We start from the raw sequence: 18,017 nt of genomic DNA, 5'->3' as shown, positions 1-18,017 counted from the left end.
TGCCTTTGGCGCGCCGCATGCCTAAATAATAGGCTATCATATGAGTGTCAGGCGCGGTCGATCTTGTCCATGAACGTCTTCAGCTCATCCGGTGCCATGCGGACGATGTGCTTTTCCTCGGGATAGGCGTTGCTCTCGACGTCAGCCACGTATTCCTTGAAGGCGGCGATGCGTTCCTGCTGCAGCCGGTCATATTCGGCGGCGAAGTTGCGATAGACCTTGGAATGACGGGGCATGTGGCCGCGATTGGTGCCGAGGATGTCTTCCGCGAAGAGATATTGCGCGTCGCAGCCGGTGCCCGCGCCCATGGAGAGCATGACCAGGCTGGTGCGCTTGGAGATCGCTTCGGCGACTTCCACCGGCACGACCTCGATCTCGGCACCAAAAGCACCGGCCTTTTCGAGTTGCTTGACGGCGTCCCAGATTTCCAGGGCGGATTGTGCGGTCTTGCCGACGGCCTTGAAGCCACCGGTCCAGGTTTTGCGGGAGGGGATGAGGCCGACGTGGCCGATCACCGGAATGGCCTCGTCGGCCATGCGCTTCACCGTGGCATAGCTCGCCGAGCAATAGACGGCGTCGGCGCCGCCCTTGTACATCTTGAAGGCCCAGCGGACGAAGTCGTCGCCCGTGCCGATCTCGAAAAAATTCTCGCCAGGCATGGTGAAGAGGGTAGGGGCGACCTCGCGGTAACGCGGATCGAGGCAGAGTTCCGGCGGCACGGAGACGATGTCGATGCCGGCCTTCTCGGCAGCTTCGGCCTCTTCCAAGGTCAGGACGCGCAGCATGGTCAGCTGCTTCTTGCCCTTCATGGCGCGCAGATCGGCAACCGTCGGCCTGTTCTTTCTCATTGTCCTGTCCTCCCAGATATCAGTTATGCGGCGAGAAGCGCCTTGAGTTTGGTGTCAGATGCGGCAAGCAGCGCCGGATCGGGGTGGGCGCGTTTTGCGATCAGCATCTCGGCGATGCGAATGTCGCGTGCGACACTGTTACCGGGTCCGATGCCGCTTGCGGCGACAAGCCGGCCATCATCCGCCAGGCTGAACAGGATGAAGGCGCCATCGCCGACGTCACGACGAACGGTGGTCGTGCCTTCGTCCGCCAATCCGGCGACCTGCAGGCCGAGGTCATATTGATCCGACCAGAACCACGGCACGGCATCGATGATCGCATCACCGCCCATCATATTGGAGGCCGCGACCTTTGCCTGGTCGTGGGTGTTGCGCCAGGATTCGAGGCGCACCCGTCGTCCGCCATAGACTGCGACGGGAAATGAGGCGCAGTCTCCGGCCGCATATATCGACGGGTCGCTTGTGCGCAGATGCTGGTCGACGGCGATGCCGTTGCTGATCTCAAGCCCGGCGGCCTCGGCAAGCGCCACATTGGGCACGGCGCCGATGCCCACGACCACCAGATCTGCTGCGATCACCTCGCCATCGGTCAGGGTGACCACTGCCCGGTCCCCGTTGTCTTCGATGGATGCAAGGCCCTTTGCGGTGATGACGCGCGCGCCCTGACGCTCATGCTCGTCATGGATCACGCGGGCAATTTCCGCCGGCACGCCGCGCATGAGGATCCGTTCGAGGCCCTCGACGATTGTCACCGCGCAGCCGAGCTTGCGAGCCGATGCCGCGATCTCGAGGCCGATGAAGCCTCCACCGATGATCGCCACATGGCCACCCCTGCCGAGCTTCGCGCGGATCGCGATTGCGTCGTCATGGGTGCGCAGATAGACGCAATGGCACGAACCCTCCGCCATCGGCAAGCGACGCGGCGATGCACCCGTTGTCAGCAACAACTTGCTGTAGCCGAGCGCCTGCCCATCGGACAGGCGGACCTGCGTTCCGGCGCGATCGATCTCCACGGCATTGGATCCGGGCAGAAAGGTGATGCCTGATGTCTCGAATTGCTCACGAGACGCGATCTGTCGAAGGGTCGGGCTGTCGGTCCCGGTCAAGACATCCTTGGAAAGCGGCGGCCGCTCGTAGGGCAGATGCGCTTCCGAGCCGAGAAGCGTGATCGTGCCGGCGAACCCTTCGTCACGAAGGGCGAGGGCGGTGCGCGCGCCACATTCGCCCGCGCCGATGATGACGATGCCGTCCTGCGCGTCGTTGCTCATTCTCCCCTCCCGGGCTTGCTTAGAGGCCGATATAGACCTGGCCGCCCTCGACCTTCACCGGATAGGTGGCGAGGTTGACGCAGACCGGTGCGCCCCTGGCGGCACCCGTCTTGTAGTTGAAGCGCCCGTTGTGCTTAGGACACTCGATGATCTCGTCCATCACCAGCCCGTCGGCGAGGTGGACCTTCTCATGCGTACAGAGGCCATCGGTCGCGAAATATTCGTCGTCGGGCGAGCGGTAGATGGCGAACGTCCGTCCGGCATGGTCGAAGCGCATCACGTCTTCTTCGTCGATATCGCCTTCCGCGCAGGCGGCTACCCAGTCAGTCATGAAATTCTCCGGAAAAGAAGGCGCCGATGCGACGCCCCGTATCTATTGCTTTGGCAGACCTATTCCGCGGCCGCACCAACGGGCAAGTCGTGGAATTCGGCCTTATACGGCCGCGCCGTCGGCGGCAGTTCACGCTTCAGATAAAAATCTTCGTATCTGAGCTGGCGCTTCACCACTGGCCACGCTTCCTTGTAAGCATGCCAGATCGATGGATTTGCCGCTGGCAGATCGTGCTTGATCAGTTCATGCAGCTTTGGCAGTGCATAATAGGGCACCATCGGGAACATATGGTGTTCGACATGATAGTTCATGTTCAGGTAAATGAACCGGCTGATGGGGTTCATATACACCGTGCGGCTATTGAGCCGATGGTCCACGACATTGTCCGCGAGGCCGATATGCTGCAGCAGGCCGGTCATCACCATGTGCCAGCAACCATAAAGGCGCGGCAGGCCGATAATCATCAGCGGCAGCCAGGACCACATGTAGAGAGCGAGCGCTATCGTGGCGATGTAGATCGCCATGTGCCAGCGAGCGGCGGTGATCGCCTTGCCCTGCTCCATCTCGGGGATGTAGCTCTTTTCATCCTCGCTGAGATTACCCAGCGCGTTGCGCGCGATCGTCCTCAGCGAACCCCAGGCATCGAGAATGCCGATGAAGGCAAGAGCGGCGCGCAGGAGGTCAGGCGGCCGCATGACGGCGATTTCGGCATCGCGGCCGACGATGATCGTGTCGGTGTGGTGGCGCGCATGGCTCCACCGCCAGGTGACGGGATTGCGCATGACCTGGAAGCTGGCGATCTCGTAGACGACATCATTCATCCAGCGGGTCTTGAAGGCCGTACCGTGGCCGCATTCGTGCCAGCGCGAGTCGCACGCCGATCCATAAAGGACGCCATAGACGAAGAAGAAGGGCACGCACCACCAGGAACCCCAGAAATAGATGCCGCCGGCCGCCATCAGAATGAGGCCGCCGATCCAGATGATCGTATCGCGGATCGCCGGACCATCGGAACGCTGCATCAGTTCCTTCATGGTCTTGCGGGGAACATCGGTGTGATACCATTCCGCAGAGGCAAGTCCGGTCTCGATCGCTCTGCGCGTGCTTTCGCCCACGAGGCTGTAGTCCCGCTTTGTCGTGGTTGCCGGGCCTGCTTCCGTGATTGCCATTGCGACCTCCCAGTATATATTCGGCGACTGCGTCCGGTCTCGCCAGGGCGCGCGCTCCTCCGGCCCGCGCAAGCGAGCATTGCGATATGATGTATAATGACGTCTCAAAATGAGGAAGTCAACATCATCTTATAGCGCCAAACGGGCGAAAATGTGGAAAAGCGCCCATAATTTCATCTTTCTGCGATGCGATATCGCTTGCAAGCATCAATTCACATCATTTCGCATCAATGCTCCGGAATATTCTCCCGGAAGATCACCTGCAGCCGGGGCGGATGGTATTCGAAGACCTTGCCCCGGATCGAATTGACCAGCAAGGAGATCGCCTCGCGCGCCTCGACTCGCGGATTCTGGTCGATAACGGCATCCATTGTACCTGAAAGCAGCAGCGGTTTGGAGTTCTCGGTCAGTTCGTGGCCGATGAAGACCAGGGATGTGCCCCGGCCGCGTTCGTTGAGCGCGCGGCCGATCCCGGAACTGCCGCCACCGATATTGTAGATGCCGGCGAGGTCGGGCTGGCGTTCGAGAAGTGCGGAGGCTTCTTCATAGGCACGCTGACGGTCGTCCCTGATCTCGCGCATCTGGACGATCTCTAGATGCGGAAATTCCTCGGAGATGATGTGGCGGAAGCCCATCTCCCGCTCCTCGTGGCCGCGATAGGAGAGCGATCCGGCAAACAGCGCGATCTTGCTTCGCGTTGCCGGCAGCAGACGACCCAGCAGATAGCCGCCCAGCCGGCCGGCCGCGCGGTTGTCGATGCCGACATAACCGGTGCGGGCGACATGCAGGATATCGGATACAAGCGTCACAACCTTGACGCCGGCGTCGGCCAGCGCACGCATTTCCTCGCGTACAGTCGGGTGATCGAGCGCGACGAGCCCGACGCCCTGTGTCATGGGTCGGATCTCGGCCAGCTTCTGCGCGAGAGAGGCGGGGTTGAAGCCCTCCACTGAATGCACATTGAACTCGACGCCATCCTGGGCCGCGCATTGGCGTTCGAGTTGTGCCTTGAGATTGGCGATGAATGTGTTGGTGCCTTCGGGCAGGACGAAATCGAGCCGTATCTTGCCCACGGTCGCCTCGGAACTGCCGAAGTATCCCAGGCGGGCGGCAGTCTCCATCACCATCGTGCGCGTGCGCTCGCTGACACCCGAGCGGTTGTTGAGCACGCGGTCGACCGTCGCGGTCGAGACCCCTGACCCCTTGGCGATGTCGATCAGAGTCGAGCGCAATGTGATTCCCTCGTCATGAGATGATGGAAACTGATGTATTCCACGGGGCGGGACTTGCAATCTAAAAAACGCGCGCAGCGCAGCATGGCACTCATTTCCTCCCGCATTGCATCAAAAAGCATCAGCGTTGTCTCATATAGAAGCTTTGATTCCACTGCGTTTTTTGCATTTGATCGTGATAGATGTAATTATTGAGGTACGTTGATCAAATATGATGTTGACATCAATAGATCGACAAATCAATATACATCATACGACGAGATGGAGGTCTGGTCGCCAGGGAGGAAAATATGTCACTCAATCTCAATGTCTCGCGCCGTGGATTTCTGTCGGCGTCTACCCGCATGGCCGGCCTGACGGCTGCCGTCGGCATCGCACCCCAGTTCATTCGTCCGAGTCGCGCATTCGCGGCCGATGCCCTGGCATCAGGCATGATCGGCGGCCCGACGGGCTTCGATGGCGCCGAGCGCTATCAATATGGCGCCGATACGCCCGAGGGCAGGGCGGTGGAAGCCGCCAAGAGCTTCAAGGCAAAGGGCGTTACCAAGATCGTTCTGGGCTTGTCCGATGGCTCGATCGGCCAGCTGACCCAGCCGTTCCCCAAGGGCGCGCCTTCGATCAAGGAGCTCTGGGAGAAGGAAACCGGAATCACGCTTGAAATCGTCGGTGTGCCGAACGGCCAGGAATTCACCAAGACGATGCAGGACATCTCGACCAAGGCCGGTGCCTTCGACATCTACGCCGTCGAATGGAACCGCCTGGGCGACCTCGCCGAGACCGGCGGCATCGTCAATCTCGACGAGTTCGTCGTCACCCACAAGCCTGAATGGGATGCCCCCGAGACGGGTTACGTCAACGGCGCGCAGGGCGTATCGCTGCTCAACCAGTACAATGGATCGACCTACGGCGTGTCGCTCGACGGCGACTTCCAGATCTGGAACTACCGCACGGATCTGTTCAACGACGAAGCCGAGAAGAAGGCCTTCTCCGATAAGCACGGCTATGAGCTGGCGCCGCCGAAGACCTGGAAGGAACACGGCGAAATCGCCGCCTTCTTCCATCGTCCGGACAAGGGCTTGTTCGGCTCGACAGATCTGCGCAACCAGGGCTGGGGCTATACCAACTGGTACCAGCGCTATGCCTCGCTCGGCAATCCCAACCAGTTCCTGTTCGATGACAACGGGAAGGCGCTGATCAATTCCGAGGCCGGCTGGTCCGCGACCAAGGATTACGTGGACTCGCTCTCGCATCATTCGCCGGACGCGATCTCCTGGGGCTGGCCGGAGCAGTACGGCAATTTCGCCGGTGCGGGTGCCGCGATGACCTGTGCCTTCTCCAACCTGCCGAAGTTCCTCGACAATGCCGGCAATACCGGCTCGAAGGTCACAGGCAAGATCGGCTCCATGCTGCCGCCGGGCAATGAGGTCGATGGCAAGCTCATCCGCCGCACGGTGCTCTGGCTCAATCTTTCGGCTTCGGTCTCCTCGCAGAGCAAGAACCCGGAAGCCGCGTATCTCCTGCTGCAATGGCTTGGCTCGGCGCGTATCTATGCCTGGATGACGGCCAATCCGGGCGGCTATTTCGACCCGTTCCGTCTCTCGGACTTTTCCGATGTGCTGGTGCGCGAGACCTATCACGCCTACCACATGGACGTCGTCCGCGAGAATGTGGCGCGCACCGTGCCGACGATCAACTATCCCGGCGCGACCGCATTCCACAATGCGCTCGACGAGAACCTGATGGCGGCGCTCACCAAGTCCAAGACGCCGGAACAGGCAATGGCCGACACCGAGAAGCAGTGGCAGCGCATCGCTCGCCGTACCGGCGAGGAAAAGCTGGTCGCCGCCATCAAGGCCAACAAGGCCGCCTGGCCAACGATCACCGACTAAGCCTCCCAAGGCCAATCCAGCGGAAGGCGGCAACCCGCCTTCCGTTTCCTGTGTGAGTGAAGTGTAGAAGAGACGATGAACCGGTCACCCCTTTTTGAAGTGTTTCGTTATCTGGCGGTGATCCTGGCCGTCGCGGTGACGCTTGTGCCGATTGCCTGGATGGCCTCGATGGCCTTCAAGCCGATCGCAGAGTGGACCGCGACCGGCGCCGACCTGACATGGTGGCCGAAGGAGCCGACGCTCGACAATTTCCGTTTCATCTTCGGTGAATCGAGTTCCAATCTCATCGTTGCGCTTGACAAGACGGCGACACGGCCGATCGTTTCCTCGCTGCTTTCGGCGATATTCGGTACATTGATCGCGATGATTGCCGGTACGTCGGCTGCTTATGGCCTGTCGCGCTTCGGTTCAGGGCAGAATCTTCCCTTGGCGCTGATCCAGCTCCGGCTTTTTCCGCCGATGGCGGTGATGATCCCCGTCATGATCATGTGGTCGTTCCTTGGGATGATCGACACATGGTGGGGGCTGGCGCTGATCTACGGCATCGTGACGTTGCCCTTCGCCTTCTGGCTGATGAAGACGTTCTTCGATGACATGCCGCGCGAGATCGAGGATGCGGCGCGCGTAGAGGGCTGTTCGCGCTTTCGCGTGTTCACCCAGATCACGCTGCCGATGATGCGTGCACCGCTCGCCAGTTCCGCGCTGTTCGTGTTCATCCTGAACTGGTCGGACTATCTAATCGGGTTGCTGCTGACGACGCGCGACTGGGTCACGATCCCGGTCTACATGGCCTCTTTGTCATCCTCGATGACCGGCCAGCTCTATGGCGCCAAAGCCGCGCTCGGCCTGATCGCCGCCGTACCCCCCGTGATCATGGGTATCGCGATCCAGAAGCATCTGGTGCGCGGCCTGACCTTCGGGGCGCTCAAGCAATGACCGATGCCGTGTCCAACCCGATCCTTCCTGTCGCGACCCCGGTGGCCGACCAGGAAAGCCGCAGGCTCGGCTTCCGGCTGACGCTGCCGGCGCAGATCCTTGTCCTGTTAATTTCGGTCTTCCCGCTGCTGATGCAGCTCTATATCTCGCTGACCGACTGGTCGCCGCTCGATGGTGTACCGTGGTGGTCGGCGTGGCAGATGTGGAACACATTCGCCAACTATACCGATCTGGCGGTGGATGACCGTTTCTGGTCGGCGCTCGGCCGTACGGCGCTGATCATGCTGATCTGCGTGCCGGCGGAATTCCTGCTCGGCTTTGCGCTGGCGCTTCTGTTCATGGATGACTTTCGCGGCAAGCGCTTCTTCTATTCGATCCTGCTGATGCCGATGATGGTCGTGCCCGCGGTCGCCGGCTACATGTTCTTCATGCTGTTCCAGTCCGGCGGGCCGGTGAATGACATCATCTCGTCGCTGACCGGAACCCAGTTCACGCTCGCCTGGCTGTCGAGCCCCACCTGGGCGCTGATCGCGGTGATGATCGCGGATATCTGGCAATGGACGCCGCTGATGTTCCTCATCCTGCTCGCGGGCCTTGCCGGCGTGCCGGAAGATCAGTTGCGCGCGGCGACCCTGCTCGGAGCTTCCTGGCCGCAACGCTTCCGGACTATCATCCTGCCGAAGATGAAGACCATCATCATCATCGCGCTGGCGATCCGTGTGATCGAGAACTTCAAGATTTTCGACACGCTGTTTATCATGACCGGCGGTGGACCGGGCGTCGCAACCGAGACGATCTCGGTTTACATCTACAAGGTCACGCAGAACGACCTCATCTGGGGCTATGTCGCGGCCATCGCTCTCGCCATCCTGATCTTTCTGTCGGTCTTCGCCAATTTCGCCATTGCGCGTATGAACCGTGCGAGGGCAGCAGCATGACCGCGATCCATCTCGAAAACCTGGTCAAGAATTTCGGCGCCTTCACCGCGCTCAAGACGATGGACCTGACCATCCAGGACGGTGAGTTCGTCGCACTGCTCGGTCCCTCCGGCTGCGGCAAGTCAACGACGATGAACATGATCGCGGGCATGGAAAGCCCATCGGCCGGACGCATCCTGTTCGACGACCGCGACATGGCTGGCGTGTCCATGGGCAAGCGCGGTGTCGGCTTCGTGTTCCAGAATTATGCGATCTTCACGCATATGTCGGTGTATGAAAACTTGGCTTACGGCCTTCGCATGCGCAGGCTGCCGCAAGCCGAGATCGACAGGCGAGTCAAGGCGATCGCCGAGTTTCTTCAACTCGGACCTTTGCTGAACCAGCCCTCGGCGAAGCTGTCGGTCAATATCCTGCAGCGCCTCGCGATCGGCCGCTCGGCTATCGTCGAGCCAGCGATCTTCCTGCTCGACGAGCCGCTGTCGAATGTCGATGCGGCGTTCCGCGCCGTGATGCGCACGGAACTCAAGCATTTGCAGCGCCAGTTCAAGCAGACCATGGTTTATGTCACGCACGACCAGCTCGAAGCCATGACCATGGCCGACCGGATTGCCGTGATGGATCACGGCGTAGTATTGCAGACCGGCTCGCCGGTCGAGGTCTACAACAATCCAGCCAATACGTTTGTGGCCGGCTTCCTCGGCTCGCCCGGCATGAACCTGATCAAGGGTACGCTCGTCCACGAGAATGGCACGACGATTGTCGATATGGGTGAGTTCGGCAAATCCGCCGCCCTGTCAGACTCGCTCGCAACCACAGCCAATGCCGGTGCGCGCCGCGACGTGTTCTACGGTTTCCGGCCGGAACAGGCGTCACTGACCGCCGATGAGACCGGCCTGCCGGTGTTTTTCGTCGAGCGGATCGGCGCCCGGACCATCGTCCATCTCGGCCGCGACAAGGCTTCGGTCAAGGTGGTGCTGGACAATGATAACGGGCTCGAAGCGGGCATGAAGGCCAGGCTCACCGTCAACCCAGATGCCGTTCGGCTGTTCGATGCCGCCAACGGCGCCGCGATCAGGGAAATCTGAGCATGGCAAGCATCTCTCTCCGCAATGTCTCCAAGCGCTACGGCGATACGGTTGCCGTCAACAATGTCTCGTTCCATGTCCAGGACAACGAGTTCTTCTGTCTCTTCGGCCCGCCGCTATCGGGCAAGTCGACGATCCTGAAGCTCATTCTCGGCCTCGAGACGCCCGATCACGGCGAGATCCTGATCGGCGGCAAGCCGGCCAACGCGCTGTCGCCGGCCGATCGCAACGTGGCGATGGTGTTCCAGAACCTGGCGCTGTTTCCGCATATGACGGCGGAGCAGAATGTCCGCTTCCCGCTCGTTGAACGCAAGGTGCCCGAGGACAAGATCAAGGCGCGTGTCGCGGCCGTCTCCGAGAAGCTGCATATCGGCCATCTCCTGCACAAGCCGCCGGCCCAGCTTTCGGGCGGCGAACGGCAGCGCGTGGCGATCGCGCGGGCGTTGGTGCGCGATCCGGCGGCCTACCTGATGGACGATCCGATCTCGGCGCTTGACGCGCGGCTGCGCGAAGAGACCCGCGTGGAACTCAAGCGCATACAGCGCGAGCTTGGCCATACGCTGATCTATGTCACGCATGACCAGGAAGAGGCGATGTCGATCGCCGACCGCATGGCGATCCTGGAGAATGGCCAGATCCGCCAGATGGGCAAGCCATCCGACATCTACGATCACCCCGCGAGCCAGTATGTCGCGCGGCTGCTCGGCTCTCCCGCCATCAATCTGCTGCCGCTGACGCAATCCAATGGCTGGACGGCGGGCGCGGGCACGATCAGCCTTTCCGGCGTTCCTGACGGTGCTGCCGGGATCGGCATCCGGCCGGAGGATCTCAAGGCCGAGCCGTGGAGCGGCGATCGGTTAGGGGTCCCCGCCAAGGTTTTCGAAGTCGAACCGCTTGGTGGCTATACTGTGGTGACGCTTTCGGCAGGTGAAGAGAAGCTCCGGGTGCTGATGCGCGGCCAGCCAAGGATCGAGGTCGATTCCCCGGTGGCGCTGAGCTGTGACCCGAAGCGCGTGCATTTTTTCAAACCGGACGGGCAGGCGCTCGCGTCTCACCAAGCCGGAATATAATGGGAGGAAGTCATGGCTGACACCAAAGGTTTCAAGCCGGATGCCGACGTCCGGGTCAAGGAATACAGGATCGGTGCGATCGGCGCCGGCATGATCATGGCCGAGTGCCATCTCGCGGCCTACAAGGAAGCGGGCTTCAACGTCGTGGCCATCGCCTCGCGCACCAAGGCGAATGCCCAGAAGGTCGCTGACCGTTGGTCCATTCCGACGGTGCACGATACGCCCGAAGCGCTGATCAAGGACACGAATGTCGATATCGTCGATCTTGCCTTTCCGCCAGACCAGCAGCCGGCGCTGATCCGCGCGGCGCTCAAGGAGCCACATATCAAGGCGATCCTGGCGCAGAAGCCCCTGGCGCTCTCGCTCGATGAGGCGAAGAAGCTGCGCGACGAGGCGAAAGCCGCAGGCAAGATCCTCTCGGTCAACCAGAACATGCGCTACGACCAGTCGATGCAGGTGCTCAAGCAGATCCTCGACAATGGCGAACTTGGTGCGGTCGTGATGGCGACGATCGATATGCGCGCCATCCCGCATTGGCAGACCTTCCTCGAGGGTTTCGACCGGCTGACACTCTCCAACATGAGCGTGCATCACCTCGACGTGTTGCGCTTCCTGTTCGGCGACCCCGAGGAAATCTACACCGCGACCCGGTCCGATCCGCGCACCACGTTCAAGCACAAGGACGGCATCACCGTTTCGACCATCAAGTTCCCTGGCAATGTGCTGGCGGTCTCGATGGAAGATGTCTGGGCTGGTCCGCGCGAAGAGGGCTTCGACAGCGAATTCTACATCAAGTGGCGTGTCGAGGGCACGGATGGCGTGGCGCATGGCACGATCGGCTGGCCCAATGGTGCTGCCTCGACGCTGACCTATGCCTCGAGGAAGACCACCGGCGGCAAGTGGGTCACGCCGACCTGGGACACGATGTGGTTCCCGCATGCCTTCATCGGCGTAATGGAGCAGCTGCAATATGCCGTGAAGCACGGCCAGGAGCCGGTTCTCAACGTCGCCGACAATGTCAAGACCATGGCTTTGGTGGAAGCCGGTTACCGCTCGATGGACGAGGGCCGCGCTATCAAGCTCAGCGAAATCGCAATCTAATTCAATCGATACCCAAACGGAGGAACACGACTATGATGCAGACAGGTATTTTCACCGGCTATTTTCCTTATAGCTTAGCCGAGACCGCGAAGAAAATCCGCGCGCTCGATTTCAATACTGTTCAGCTCGACATGCATTTCAAGGATATCGACGTCGGTCCGGGCCAGATCACCAAGGACAAGTGCACCACGATCCGCAACACGTTCCGCGACAGCAACCTGCCGATCTGCTGCGTTTCGGGCTACACCAACATCATCCATCCGGATAAGGACGAACGCGCCCGCCGCGTCGGCTACCTCAAGGAAATCATCAAGCACGCCCAGTATCTCGGCAGCCCGTACGTGATTTCAGAGACCGGCACCTACAACGCCGAGTCCGACTGGGTGCATCATCCGAAGAACAAGACGGAGGAAGGCTTCGAGGAATGCCGCAAGGTCATCGCCGACCTTTCGCAGTTCGCCTACGATCACGGCGCGGTATTTCTGCTCGAAACATATGTGAACAACGTCGTCGGTTCCGTCGAGGAAACGGTGAAGATGTTCGCGCAGGTCGATCACCCCGGCCTCGGCCTGCTGATGGATCCGACCAACTATTTCGAATCCCACAATATCGATGACATGGACAAGATCCTGCATCAGGTCTTCGATACGCTGCAGGACAAGATCAAGATCGGCCATGCCAAGGACGTCAAGCGCTCGGGCGACGACAAGGCGGAAAAGCATGCCGATATCGGTGATGCGGACGCGCTCGAAAGCCACACGTTCCGCGGCGTCGGCGAGATCGAACTGCCGGCACCGGGCCTCGGTTCGCTGAACTACGATCTGTATCTCAAGTTGCTTTCGAAGAAGCATCCGAATATCCCGATGATCATCGAGCATCTGGAAGAGTCGGACGTGCCGCGCGCCAAGAAATTCCTCGACGGCAAGCTGCGCGCGCAGGGCCTCTGATCGGACGCGAATTTCGGGCGGCTGGACAGGCCGCCCGATCCAACATTTCGGGAATGACATAATGGTCGAGCTTTACGGAAGCCAGCGGTCGCAGCGCGATCTCTCGGCGCATGCAGGTTCCTTGTCGCAATTCTCGGGCGTCCGGTTGATGACGCTCGGCGACGGCGTCGAACGCGGCGTCCGCGTGCTGGAATTCCGTAGCGGCACTGGACTCCGGTTCACCGTGATGGTCGATCGCTGCCTCGATATCGGAGAATGCGAATATCGCGGCATGGCGATCGGCTGGCATTCCCCGGCCGGCTTCAAGCATCCCGGTTTGCATGACGTCGAAGGCGAGGGCGGTCTCGGCTGGCTGCGCTCGGCGTCGGGCCTGCTGGTGACATGCGGGCTGGACCAGATCTTGTTCATGAACGAAGAGGCTGGCGATCACTATGTCTACGGTCCGCGCAAGACGGTGAGCCATACGCTGCATGGCCGCGTCGGCATGATCCCCGCCAGGCTCAACGGCTACGGCGAAAGCTGGGATGGTGATGACCTAGTGCTCTGGTGCGAAGGCATCGTCACGCAGGGCGCGGTGTTCGGCGAGCATCTCGAACTTGTCCGTCGGATCGAGATCAAGGCCGGAACCAACGACATCCGCATCCATGACCGGGTCGTCAATCGCGGCTTCTATCGCACGCCGCATATGTATCTCTATCACATCAATGTCGGCCATCCCGTGCTGGCCGAGGGTTCGCGCTATATCGCACCGATCCGGGATGTCGTCTGGGCGGGGCACGCCGGCGACAATTATCGCAAGCAGGGTGTCGGATATCGCGCCATGCCGGCGCCGCAGATGGGCTTTCACGAGCAGGTCTGGCAGCACGAAATGGCTGCGGATTCGAATGGCGACGTGCCTGTGATGCTGGTCAACGATGCGCTCGGCATCGGCTTCGAAGTCATCAATCGCAAGGACCAGTTTCCCTGCAATTACCAATGGCAGAACCTGCATTCCGGCCAATACACTGTCGGCCTGGAGCCCTCGACAAACCATGTGCAAGGCCGGGGTTTTGCCAAGGAGCGGGGTGAGTTGATCTGGCTGGAGCATGGGGATGAGCGCCGTTACGACACGGTGCTCCGGGTGGTTTCCGGGAGCGAGGAGATTGCTGCCGAGGAGGCACGAATTCGTGCGATTGCGGCGCAGCCCTCGGATGATTATCCCGAGCTTTCGGGGAAGCATGTGGCGATTACGGGGCGGTAGCCCACCCCTCACCAAGCGCGTCCAAGCATTCGACTGTCAGTCTCATGCGGACTTGCTATCCTCTCCCACTAGGGGAGAGGTAAAACTCGTGGCAACGCTTTGCCTCAATCTGAAATCGAGAGTGTGGCACCCTACCTCTCCCCTTGCGGGAGAGGATACGCAGGCCGGGTGAGCATCGCGAACCCTTGGCCGAAGTTGGTGAGGGGTAATGTCCGGGATATTAAGTCCCCCAAGCTCAATGCCCCAGCGCCGCCGCCATCAACTCGCGCGTATAATCCTCTCGCGGCCGGTCAAATATCTCATCCGTCGAACCTTCCTCGACCACGCGGCCGCTCTTCATCACCATGATATAATCCGAGAGCGCCCGCACCACCGCGAGGTCGTGGCTGATGAAGAGATAGGCGAGCTTGTGGCGCGCCTGGAGGTCGCGGAGCAGGTCGACGATCTGTTTCTGCACCGAGCGATCGAGCGCCGAGGTCGGCTCGTCGAGCACGACAAGCTGCGGCTTGAGGATGATGGCGCGGGCGATGGCGAGGCGCTGGCGCTGGCCGCCGGAGAATTCGTGCGGATAGCGGTTGCGGGTCGCGGGATCGAGGCCGACCTCCTTCAGCGCTTCGACGGCGCGGCGGTCGCGTTCGGCGGTCGTGAGATGCGGCTCGTGGACCAACAGTCCCTCGGTGATGATCTGTCCAGCGGTCATGCGCGGCGAGAGCGAGCCGTAGGGGTCCTGGAACACCAGCTGCATCTGGCGGCGCAGTGGCCGCATGGCCTGCCGGTCCGATGTGGATATGTCCTTGCCGATGAAGATCACCCGGCCCTCGCCATCGATGAGCCTGAGAAGCAGGCGGCCGAGCGTGGACTTGCCCGAGCCTGATTCGCCGACGACGCCGATCGTCTGGCCTTCGCGTAGCGTCAGCGACACGTTGTCCACGGCCTTGAGCTCCATCGGCTTGCCCGCTAGAAACCCGCCGCCGAGTTTGAAGGTGATCGAGACATTGCGGCCTTCGATCAGGCGCGGCGCGCTCGGGTCGACCGGAGACTTGCGTCCCGTCGGCTCGGCCGCCAGCAGCATTTTGGTGTAATCGTGCTGTGGCGCGCTGAAGATCTGTTCGACCGTGCCGGTCTCCACCACTTCGCCGCGCCGCATCACTGCGACCCGGTCTGCGAAGCGTTTGACGATGCCGAGGTCGTGGCTGATGAAGACGATGCCGAGGCCGATGCGCTCCTTGAGTTCCTTGAGCAGGTTGAGGATCTGGGCCTGGATCGTCACGTCGAGCGCCGTCGTCGGTTCATCGGCGATCAGCAGTTCGGGGTCATTGGCGAGTGCCATGGCGATCATCACGCGCTGGCGCTGGCCGCCGGACATTTCGTGCGGATAGGATTTCAGCCGTCGCTCCGGGTCCGAAATTTGGACCAGTTTCAGGAGTTCGAGCGCACGCTCGCGCGCCTTCGCCTTCGAGATCCTGCGGTGATAGCGGATCGGTTCCGCCAGCTGGTCGCCGATCGCGTAGAGAGGATCGAGCGACGTCATCGGCTCCTGGAAGATCATGGTGATCTTGGCGCCCCTGATGTCGTTGAGCTGCTTGACCGGCAGGCCCACCAGTTCCTGGCCGCGATAGCGCGCCGAGCCCGTCACCTTGCCATTGGTGGCGAGCAGGCCCATCACGGCCATCATGGTCTGGCTCTTGCCCGAGCCGGACTCGCCGACGATGGCCAGCGTTTCGCCCTTGGCGACCTTGAGGCTGAGATTTTTGACCGCGTGAACCGCGCCGTCGTCGGCATCGAAGCGGACATTCAGGTCGTTGATGTCGAGGATTGTTTCCGCCATGTCAGCGATCCTTCGGGTCAAATGCATCGCGCAAGCCGTCGCCGACGAAATTGAGCGCGCTCAAGGTCAGGACAAAGATCAGCGCGGGATAGAGCAACAGCCATGTGCTGGATTCGATGGAGCCGGCGCCTTCCGCGATCAGAAGCCCCCAGCTTGTCAGCGGCTCCTGTACGCCGAGACCCAGGAAGGACAGGAAGCTCTCAAGCAGAATGACCTTGGGCACCATCAAGGTGACGAACACCACCACCGGCCCGGCCGTGTTGGGGATGATATGACGGCGAATGATTTGTCCATCGGTGAGCCCCATCGCGACCGCCGCGCCGACGAATTCCCGCCGCTTGATGGCGAGCGTCTGGCCGCGGACAATGCGGGCCATGTCCAACCATTCCACCGCGCCGATGGCGATGAAGATCAGCACGAAATGGCGGCCGAAAAAGACCACCAGCATGATGACGAAGAAGATGAAGGGCAAGGAGTATAGGATTTCCACCAGCCGCATCATCACATTGTCGACGCGGCCGCCGATATAGCCGGAGATCGCGCCATAGATGACGCCGATGACCAATGAGACGATGGTCGCCAGCACGCCGACCATCAGCGAGATCTGACCGCCCACCATGATGCGGGCCAGCATATCGCGGCCGTTGCGATCGGTGCCGAGCAGGAAATACTGGCCGTTGACCTGGCCGGTGATGACGGCTGTCTTGCCGTCATTCCTCGTCTCGCCGATCGCGGCGCCTTCGAATTCGTTGGGGCGGTCGAGATAGCGGACGACGCGCGGATCGAGTGCCTTGTCGGCGCTGATCGTCGCGGTATAGGTCGTGCCATCGACATCGAAACTATCGAGCTTGGCACGGCCGCGCTCTACTGCCGCTTTCATGACGGGTTCGAGCGTATCCTCATGCGGATAGGGAGACAGGCTCGGCGGCACGGCGACGTAGCTCGAATAGACCGCCGAGTAGGTATGCGGATTGAACCAGGGGCCGAGGAAACAGAACGTCGTCACCAGGAGCAGGACGAAGATGCTGACCAACGCCGCCTTGTTGCGCTTGAGGCGGGCAAAGGCGATCGAGCCAAGACTGCGGCCTTGCACCAGTTGGTCGGAAAAGCCGGTGTCAGTGGGGAGAGTTGGCGCGATGTCACTCATAGCGAACCCTCGGGTCGATGAAGGCATAGATGACATCGACGAGCAGATTGAGGACGACGATGAAGACCGAGATCAGCACGACCGTGCCCATGACCAGCGTGTAGTCGCGGTTGAGCGCGCCGAGGACGAAATAGCGACCGACGCCGGGCAGCGAGAAAATGGTCTCGACGATGATCGAACCGGTCAGCACCGAGGCCGCCGTCGGCCCGAGATAGGAAACCGCGGGCATCAGGCCCGCGCGAAGGGCATGCACGCCCACGACGCTGCGGAAGGGCAAGCCATAGGCACGGGCGGTGCGCACATGGTCGGCGCGCAAAGCCTCGATCATAGAACCGCGCGTCAGCCGGGCGAAAACCGCAAGCTGTGGCAGCGCCAGCACGATGACAGGCAGCACGAGATTGCGGAAGCCGCCATTGCCCCAGGATCCTGTGGGTACGAGGCCAAGCCCGAGCGCGAAGATCAATGATAGAATCGGGCCGATGACAAAGTTCGGCACGGTGTTGCCGAGGGCGGCAATGCCCATCAGGAGGTAATCGGCCCAGGAATTCTGCCGCAACGCCGCGTAGATGCCCATCGCGACGCCGCCGAAGACCGCGATCGCCAGCGCCCACAGGCCGAGAACGATGGAATAGGGCAGGGCCTGGAGGATGAGTTCGGCGACCGTGTAGTCCTTGTAGATGAAGCTCGGGCCGAAATCGCCCTGGAACACATTGCCGATGTAATAGAGATATTGCAGCCAGACCGGCTGATCCAGATGATAGACCGCCTTGATATTGGCAAGCGTGGCCGGATCCAGCGGCCTTTCAAGATTGAACGGACCGCCGGGGGCGATCCGGATCATGAAAAAGGATATCGTAAGGACGATGAAAATCGTTGGCAGCGATGACAGCAATCGCACCAGGATGAAACGCAGCATGACGCGCCTCCTCTCAGTCTGAGTAATCGAATGCTACCGCCGGCGGTTCCCGCGCGGAAGCGTGGGCGCGTA

General features: G+C 61.1%; 16 protein-coding genes. 8 read left to right on the top strand and 8 right to left on the bottom strand.

Annotated elements, in window-relative coordinates; genetic code table 11:
• Positions 1 to 47: 47 nt before the first annotated feature.
• The 5 genes from IHQ71_RS14865 to IHQ71_RS14845 all read right to left on the bottom strand — a co-directional run bounded on the left by IHQ71_RS14865 (position 48) and on the right by IHQ71_RS14845 (position 4,848).
• Entirely contained in the window at positions 48 to 848 is an 801-nt protein-coding gene (locus IHQ71_RS14865; protein ID WP_258157241.1) for a 3-methyl-2-oxobutanoate hydroxymethyltransferase, read from the bottom strand.
• A 23-nt stretch (positions 849 to 871) separates the two neighbouring features.
• The gene (locus IHQ71_RS14860) at positions 872 to 2,116 is read right to left on the bottom strand and encodes an NAD(P)/FAD-dependent oxidoreductase (protein WP_258157240.1); all 1,245 of its coding nucleotides are present in this window, start codon (positions 2,114 to 2,116) and stop codon (positions 872 to 874) included.
• A 19-nt stretch (positions 2,117 to 2,135) separates the two neighbouring features.
• Positions 2,136 to 2,447 carry a MocE family 2Fe-2S type ferredoxin gene (locus tag IHQ71_RS14855; protein ID WP_258157239.1) on the bottom strand — a complete coding sequence of 104 codons (312 nt, stop codon included), beginning with the start codon at positions 2,445 to 2,447 and terminating at the stop codon, positions 2,136 to 2,138.
• Between the two features lie 59 nt (positions 2,448 to 2,506).
• Entirely contained in the window at positions 2,507 to 3,616 is a 1,110-nt protein-coding gene (locus IHQ71_RS14850) for a fatty acid desaturase family protein (protein ID WP_258157238.1), read from the bottom strand.
• A gap of 227 nt (positions 3,617 to 3,843) precedes the next feature.
• A complete protein-coding gene (locus IHQ71_RS14845; protein WP_258157237.1) occupies positions 3,844 to 4,848 on the bottom strand; it encodes a LacI family DNA-binding transcriptional regulator in 1,005 nt (334 codons plus the stop codon).
• Positions 4,849 to 5,192: 344 nt separating this feature from the next.
• Here IHQ71_RS14845 and IHQ71_RS14840 point away from each other — a divergent pair, with 344 nt between their 5' ends.
• The 8 genes from IHQ71_RS14840 (at position 5,193) to IHQ71_RS14805 (ending at position 14,054) form a co-directional block, all read left to right on the top strand.
• Complete coding sequence (locus tag IHQ71_RS14840) at positions 5,193 to 6,737, top strand: extracellular solute-binding protein (protein WP_374990026.1); 1,545 nt, start codon at positions 5,193 to 5,195, stop codon at positions 6,735 to 6,737.
• A 75-nt stretch (positions 6,738 to 6,812) separates the two neighbouring features.
• Complete coding sequence (locus IHQ71_RS14835; RefSeq protein WP_258157235.1) at positions 6,813 to 7,673, top strand: carbohydrate ABC transporter permease; 861 nt, start codon at positions 6,813 to 6,815, stop codon at positions 7,671 to 7,673.
• Positions 7,670 to 8,611, top strand: coding sequence for a carbohydrate ABC transporter permease (locus IHQ71_RS14830; RefSeq protein WP_258157234.1), 942 nt, complete (start codon positions 7,670 to 7,672; stop codon positions 8,609 to 8,611). Before IHQ71_RS14835 ends, IHQ71_RS14830 begins: the two co-directional genes overlap by 4 nt.
• Positions 8,608 to 9,696 carry an ABC transporter ATP-binding protein gene (locus IHQ71_RS14825; RefSeq protein ID WP_258157233.1) on the top strand — a complete coding sequence of 363 codons (1,089 nt, stop codon included), beginning with the start codon at positions 8,608 to 8,610 and terminating at the stop codon, positions 9,694 to 9,696. The genes IHQ71_RS14830 and IHQ71_RS14825 overlap by 4 nt, the downstream gene beginning before the upstream one ends.
• A gap of 2 nt (positions 9,697 to 9,698) precedes the next feature.
• Positions 9,699 to 10,766, top strand: a complete 1,068-nt coding sequence (locus tag IHQ71_RS14820) for an ABC transporter ATP-binding protein (RefSeq protein WP_258157232.1) — start codon at positions 9,699 to 9,701, stop codon at positions 10,764 to 10,766.
• A gap of 12 nt (positions 10,767 to 10,778) precedes the next feature.
• Positions 10,779 to 11,867: a Gfo/Idh/MocA family protein gene (locus tag IHQ71_RS14815; protein ID WP_258157231.1), complete on the top strand. Its 1,089-nt coding sequence runs from the start codon at positions 10,779 to 10,781 to the stop codon at positions 11,865 to 11,867.
• Between the two features lie 32 nt (positions 11,868 to 11,899).
• Positions 11,900 to 12,814 (top strand): sugar phosphate isomerase/epimerase, encoded by a 915-nt coding sequence (locus IHQ71_RS14810; protein WP_258157230.1) that lies wholly within the window; start codon positions 11,900 to 11,902, stop codon positions 12,812 to 12,814.
• 61 nt (positions 12,815 to 12,875) lie between these two features.
• Complete coding sequence (locus IHQ71_RS14805; protein ID WP_258157229.1) at positions 12,876 to 14,054, top strand: aldose 1-epimerase family protein; 1,179 nt, start codon at positions 12,876 to 12,878, stop codon at positions 14,052 to 14,054.
• A 235-nt stretch (positions 14,055 to 14,289) separates the two neighbouring features.
• On the opposite strand, the gene IHQ71_RS14800 is transcribed toward IHQ71_RS14805, so the two are convergent.
• Genes IHQ71_RS14800 through IHQ71_RS14790 form a run of 3 tightly spaced genes read right to left on the bottom strand, consistent with a single transcriptional unit; the run spans position 14,290 to position 17,945 of the window.
• Positions 14,290 to 15,882 carry an ABC transporter ATP-binding protein gene (locus IHQ71_RS14800; protein WP_258157228.1) on the bottom strand — a complete coding sequence of 531 codons (1,593 nt, stop codon included), beginning with the start codon at positions 15,880 to 15,882 and terminating at the stop codon, positions 14,290 to 14,292.
• Between the two features lies 1 nt (position 15,883).
• A complete protein-coding gene (locus IHQ71_RS14795) occupies positions 15,884 to 17,029 on the bottom strand; it encodes an ABC transporter permease subunit (protein ID WP_258157227.1) in 1,146 nt (381 codons plus the stop codon).
• Positions 17,022 to 17,945 (bottom strand): ABC transporter permease, encoded by a 924-nt coding sequence (locus IHQ71_RS14790; RefSeq protein WP_258157226.1) that lies wholly within the window; start codon positions 17,943 to 17,945, stop codon positions 17,022 to 17,024. Before IHQ71_RS14790 ends, IHQ71_RS14795 begins: the two co-directional genes overlap by 8 nt.
• Positions 17,946 to 18,017 lie beyond the last annotated feature (72 nt).

The organism is Rhizobium sp. TH2 (assembly GCF_024707525.1).
In the GTDB taxonomy this organism is placed as follows: Bacteria; Pseudomonadota; Alphaproteobacteria; order Rhizobiales; family Rhizobiaceae; genus Rhizobium_E.
Note: the sequence above shows the minus strand (reverse complement) of the source record. Positions and strands in the feature narration are given on the sequence as shown.

What these genes read in the sequence shown, in the direction of transcription:
- IHQ71_RS14865 (WP_258157241.1), bottom strand. Translation starts at nt 848, where the DNA reads ATGAGAAAGAACAGGCCGACGGTTGCCGATCTGCGCGCCATGAAGGGC.
- IHQ71_RS14860 (WP_258157240.1), bottom strand. Translation starts at nt 2,116, where the DNA reads ATGAGCAACGACGCGCAGGACGGCATCGTCATCATCGGCGCGGGCGAA.
- IHQ71_RS14855 (WP_258157239.1), bottom strand. Translation starts at nt 2,447, where the DNA reads ATGACTGACTGGGTAGCCGCCTGCGCGGAAGGCGATATCGACGAAGAA.
- IHQ71_RS14850 (WP_258157238.1), bottom strand. Translation starts at nt 3,616, where the DNA reads ATGGCAATCACGGAAGCAGGCCCGGCAACCACGACAAAGCGGGACTAC.
- IHQ71_RS14840 (WP_374990026.1), top strand. Translation starts at nt 5,193, where the DNA reads ATGGCCGGCCTGACGGCTGCCGTCGGCATCGCACCCCAGTTCATTCGT.
- IHQ71_RS14835 (WP_258157235.1), top strand. Translation starts at nt 6,813, where the DNA reads ATGAACCGGTCACCCCTTTTTGAAGTGTTTCGTTATCTGGCGGTGATC.
- IHQ71_RS14830 (WP_258157234.1), top strand. Translation starts at nt 7,670, where the DNA reads ATGACCGATGCCGTGTCCAACCCGATCCTTCCTGTCGCGACCCCGGTG.
- IHQ71_RS14825 (WP_258157233.1), top strand. Translation starts at nt 8,608, where the DNA reads ATGACCGCGATCCATCTCGAAAACCTGGTCAAGAATTTCGGCGCCTTC.
- IHQ71_RS14820 (WP_258157232.1), top strand. Translation starts at nt 9,699, where the DNA reads ATGGCAAGCATCTCTCTCCGCAATGTCTCCAAGCGCTACGGCGATACG.
- IHQ71_RS14815 (WP_258157231.1), top strand. Translation starts at nt 10,779, where the DNA reads ATGGCTGACACCAAAGGTTTCAAGCCGGATGCCGACGTCCGGGTCAAG.
- IHQ71_RS14810 (WP_258157230.1), top strand. Translation starts at nt 11,900, where the DNA reads ATGATGCAGACAGGTATTTTCACCGGCTATTTTCCTTATAGCTTAGCC.
- IHQ71_RS14805 (WP_258157229.1), top strand. Translation starts at nt 12,876, where the DNA reads ATGGTCGAGCTTTACGGAAGCCAGCGGTCGCAGCGCGATCTCTCGGCG.
- IHQ71_RS14800 (WP_258157228.1), bottom strand. Translation starts at nt 15,882, where the DNA reads ATGGCGGAAACAATCCTCGACATCAACGACCTGAATGTCCGCTTCGAT.
- IHQ71_RS14795 (WP_258157227.1), bottom strand. Translation starts at nt 17,029, where the DNA reads ATGAGTGACATCGCGCCAACTCTCCCCACTGACACCGGCTTTTCCGAC.
- IHQ71_RS14790 (WP_258157226.1), bottom strand. Translation starts at nt 17,945, where the DNA reads ATGCTGCGTTTCATCCTGGTGCGATTGCTGTCATCGCTGCCAACGATT.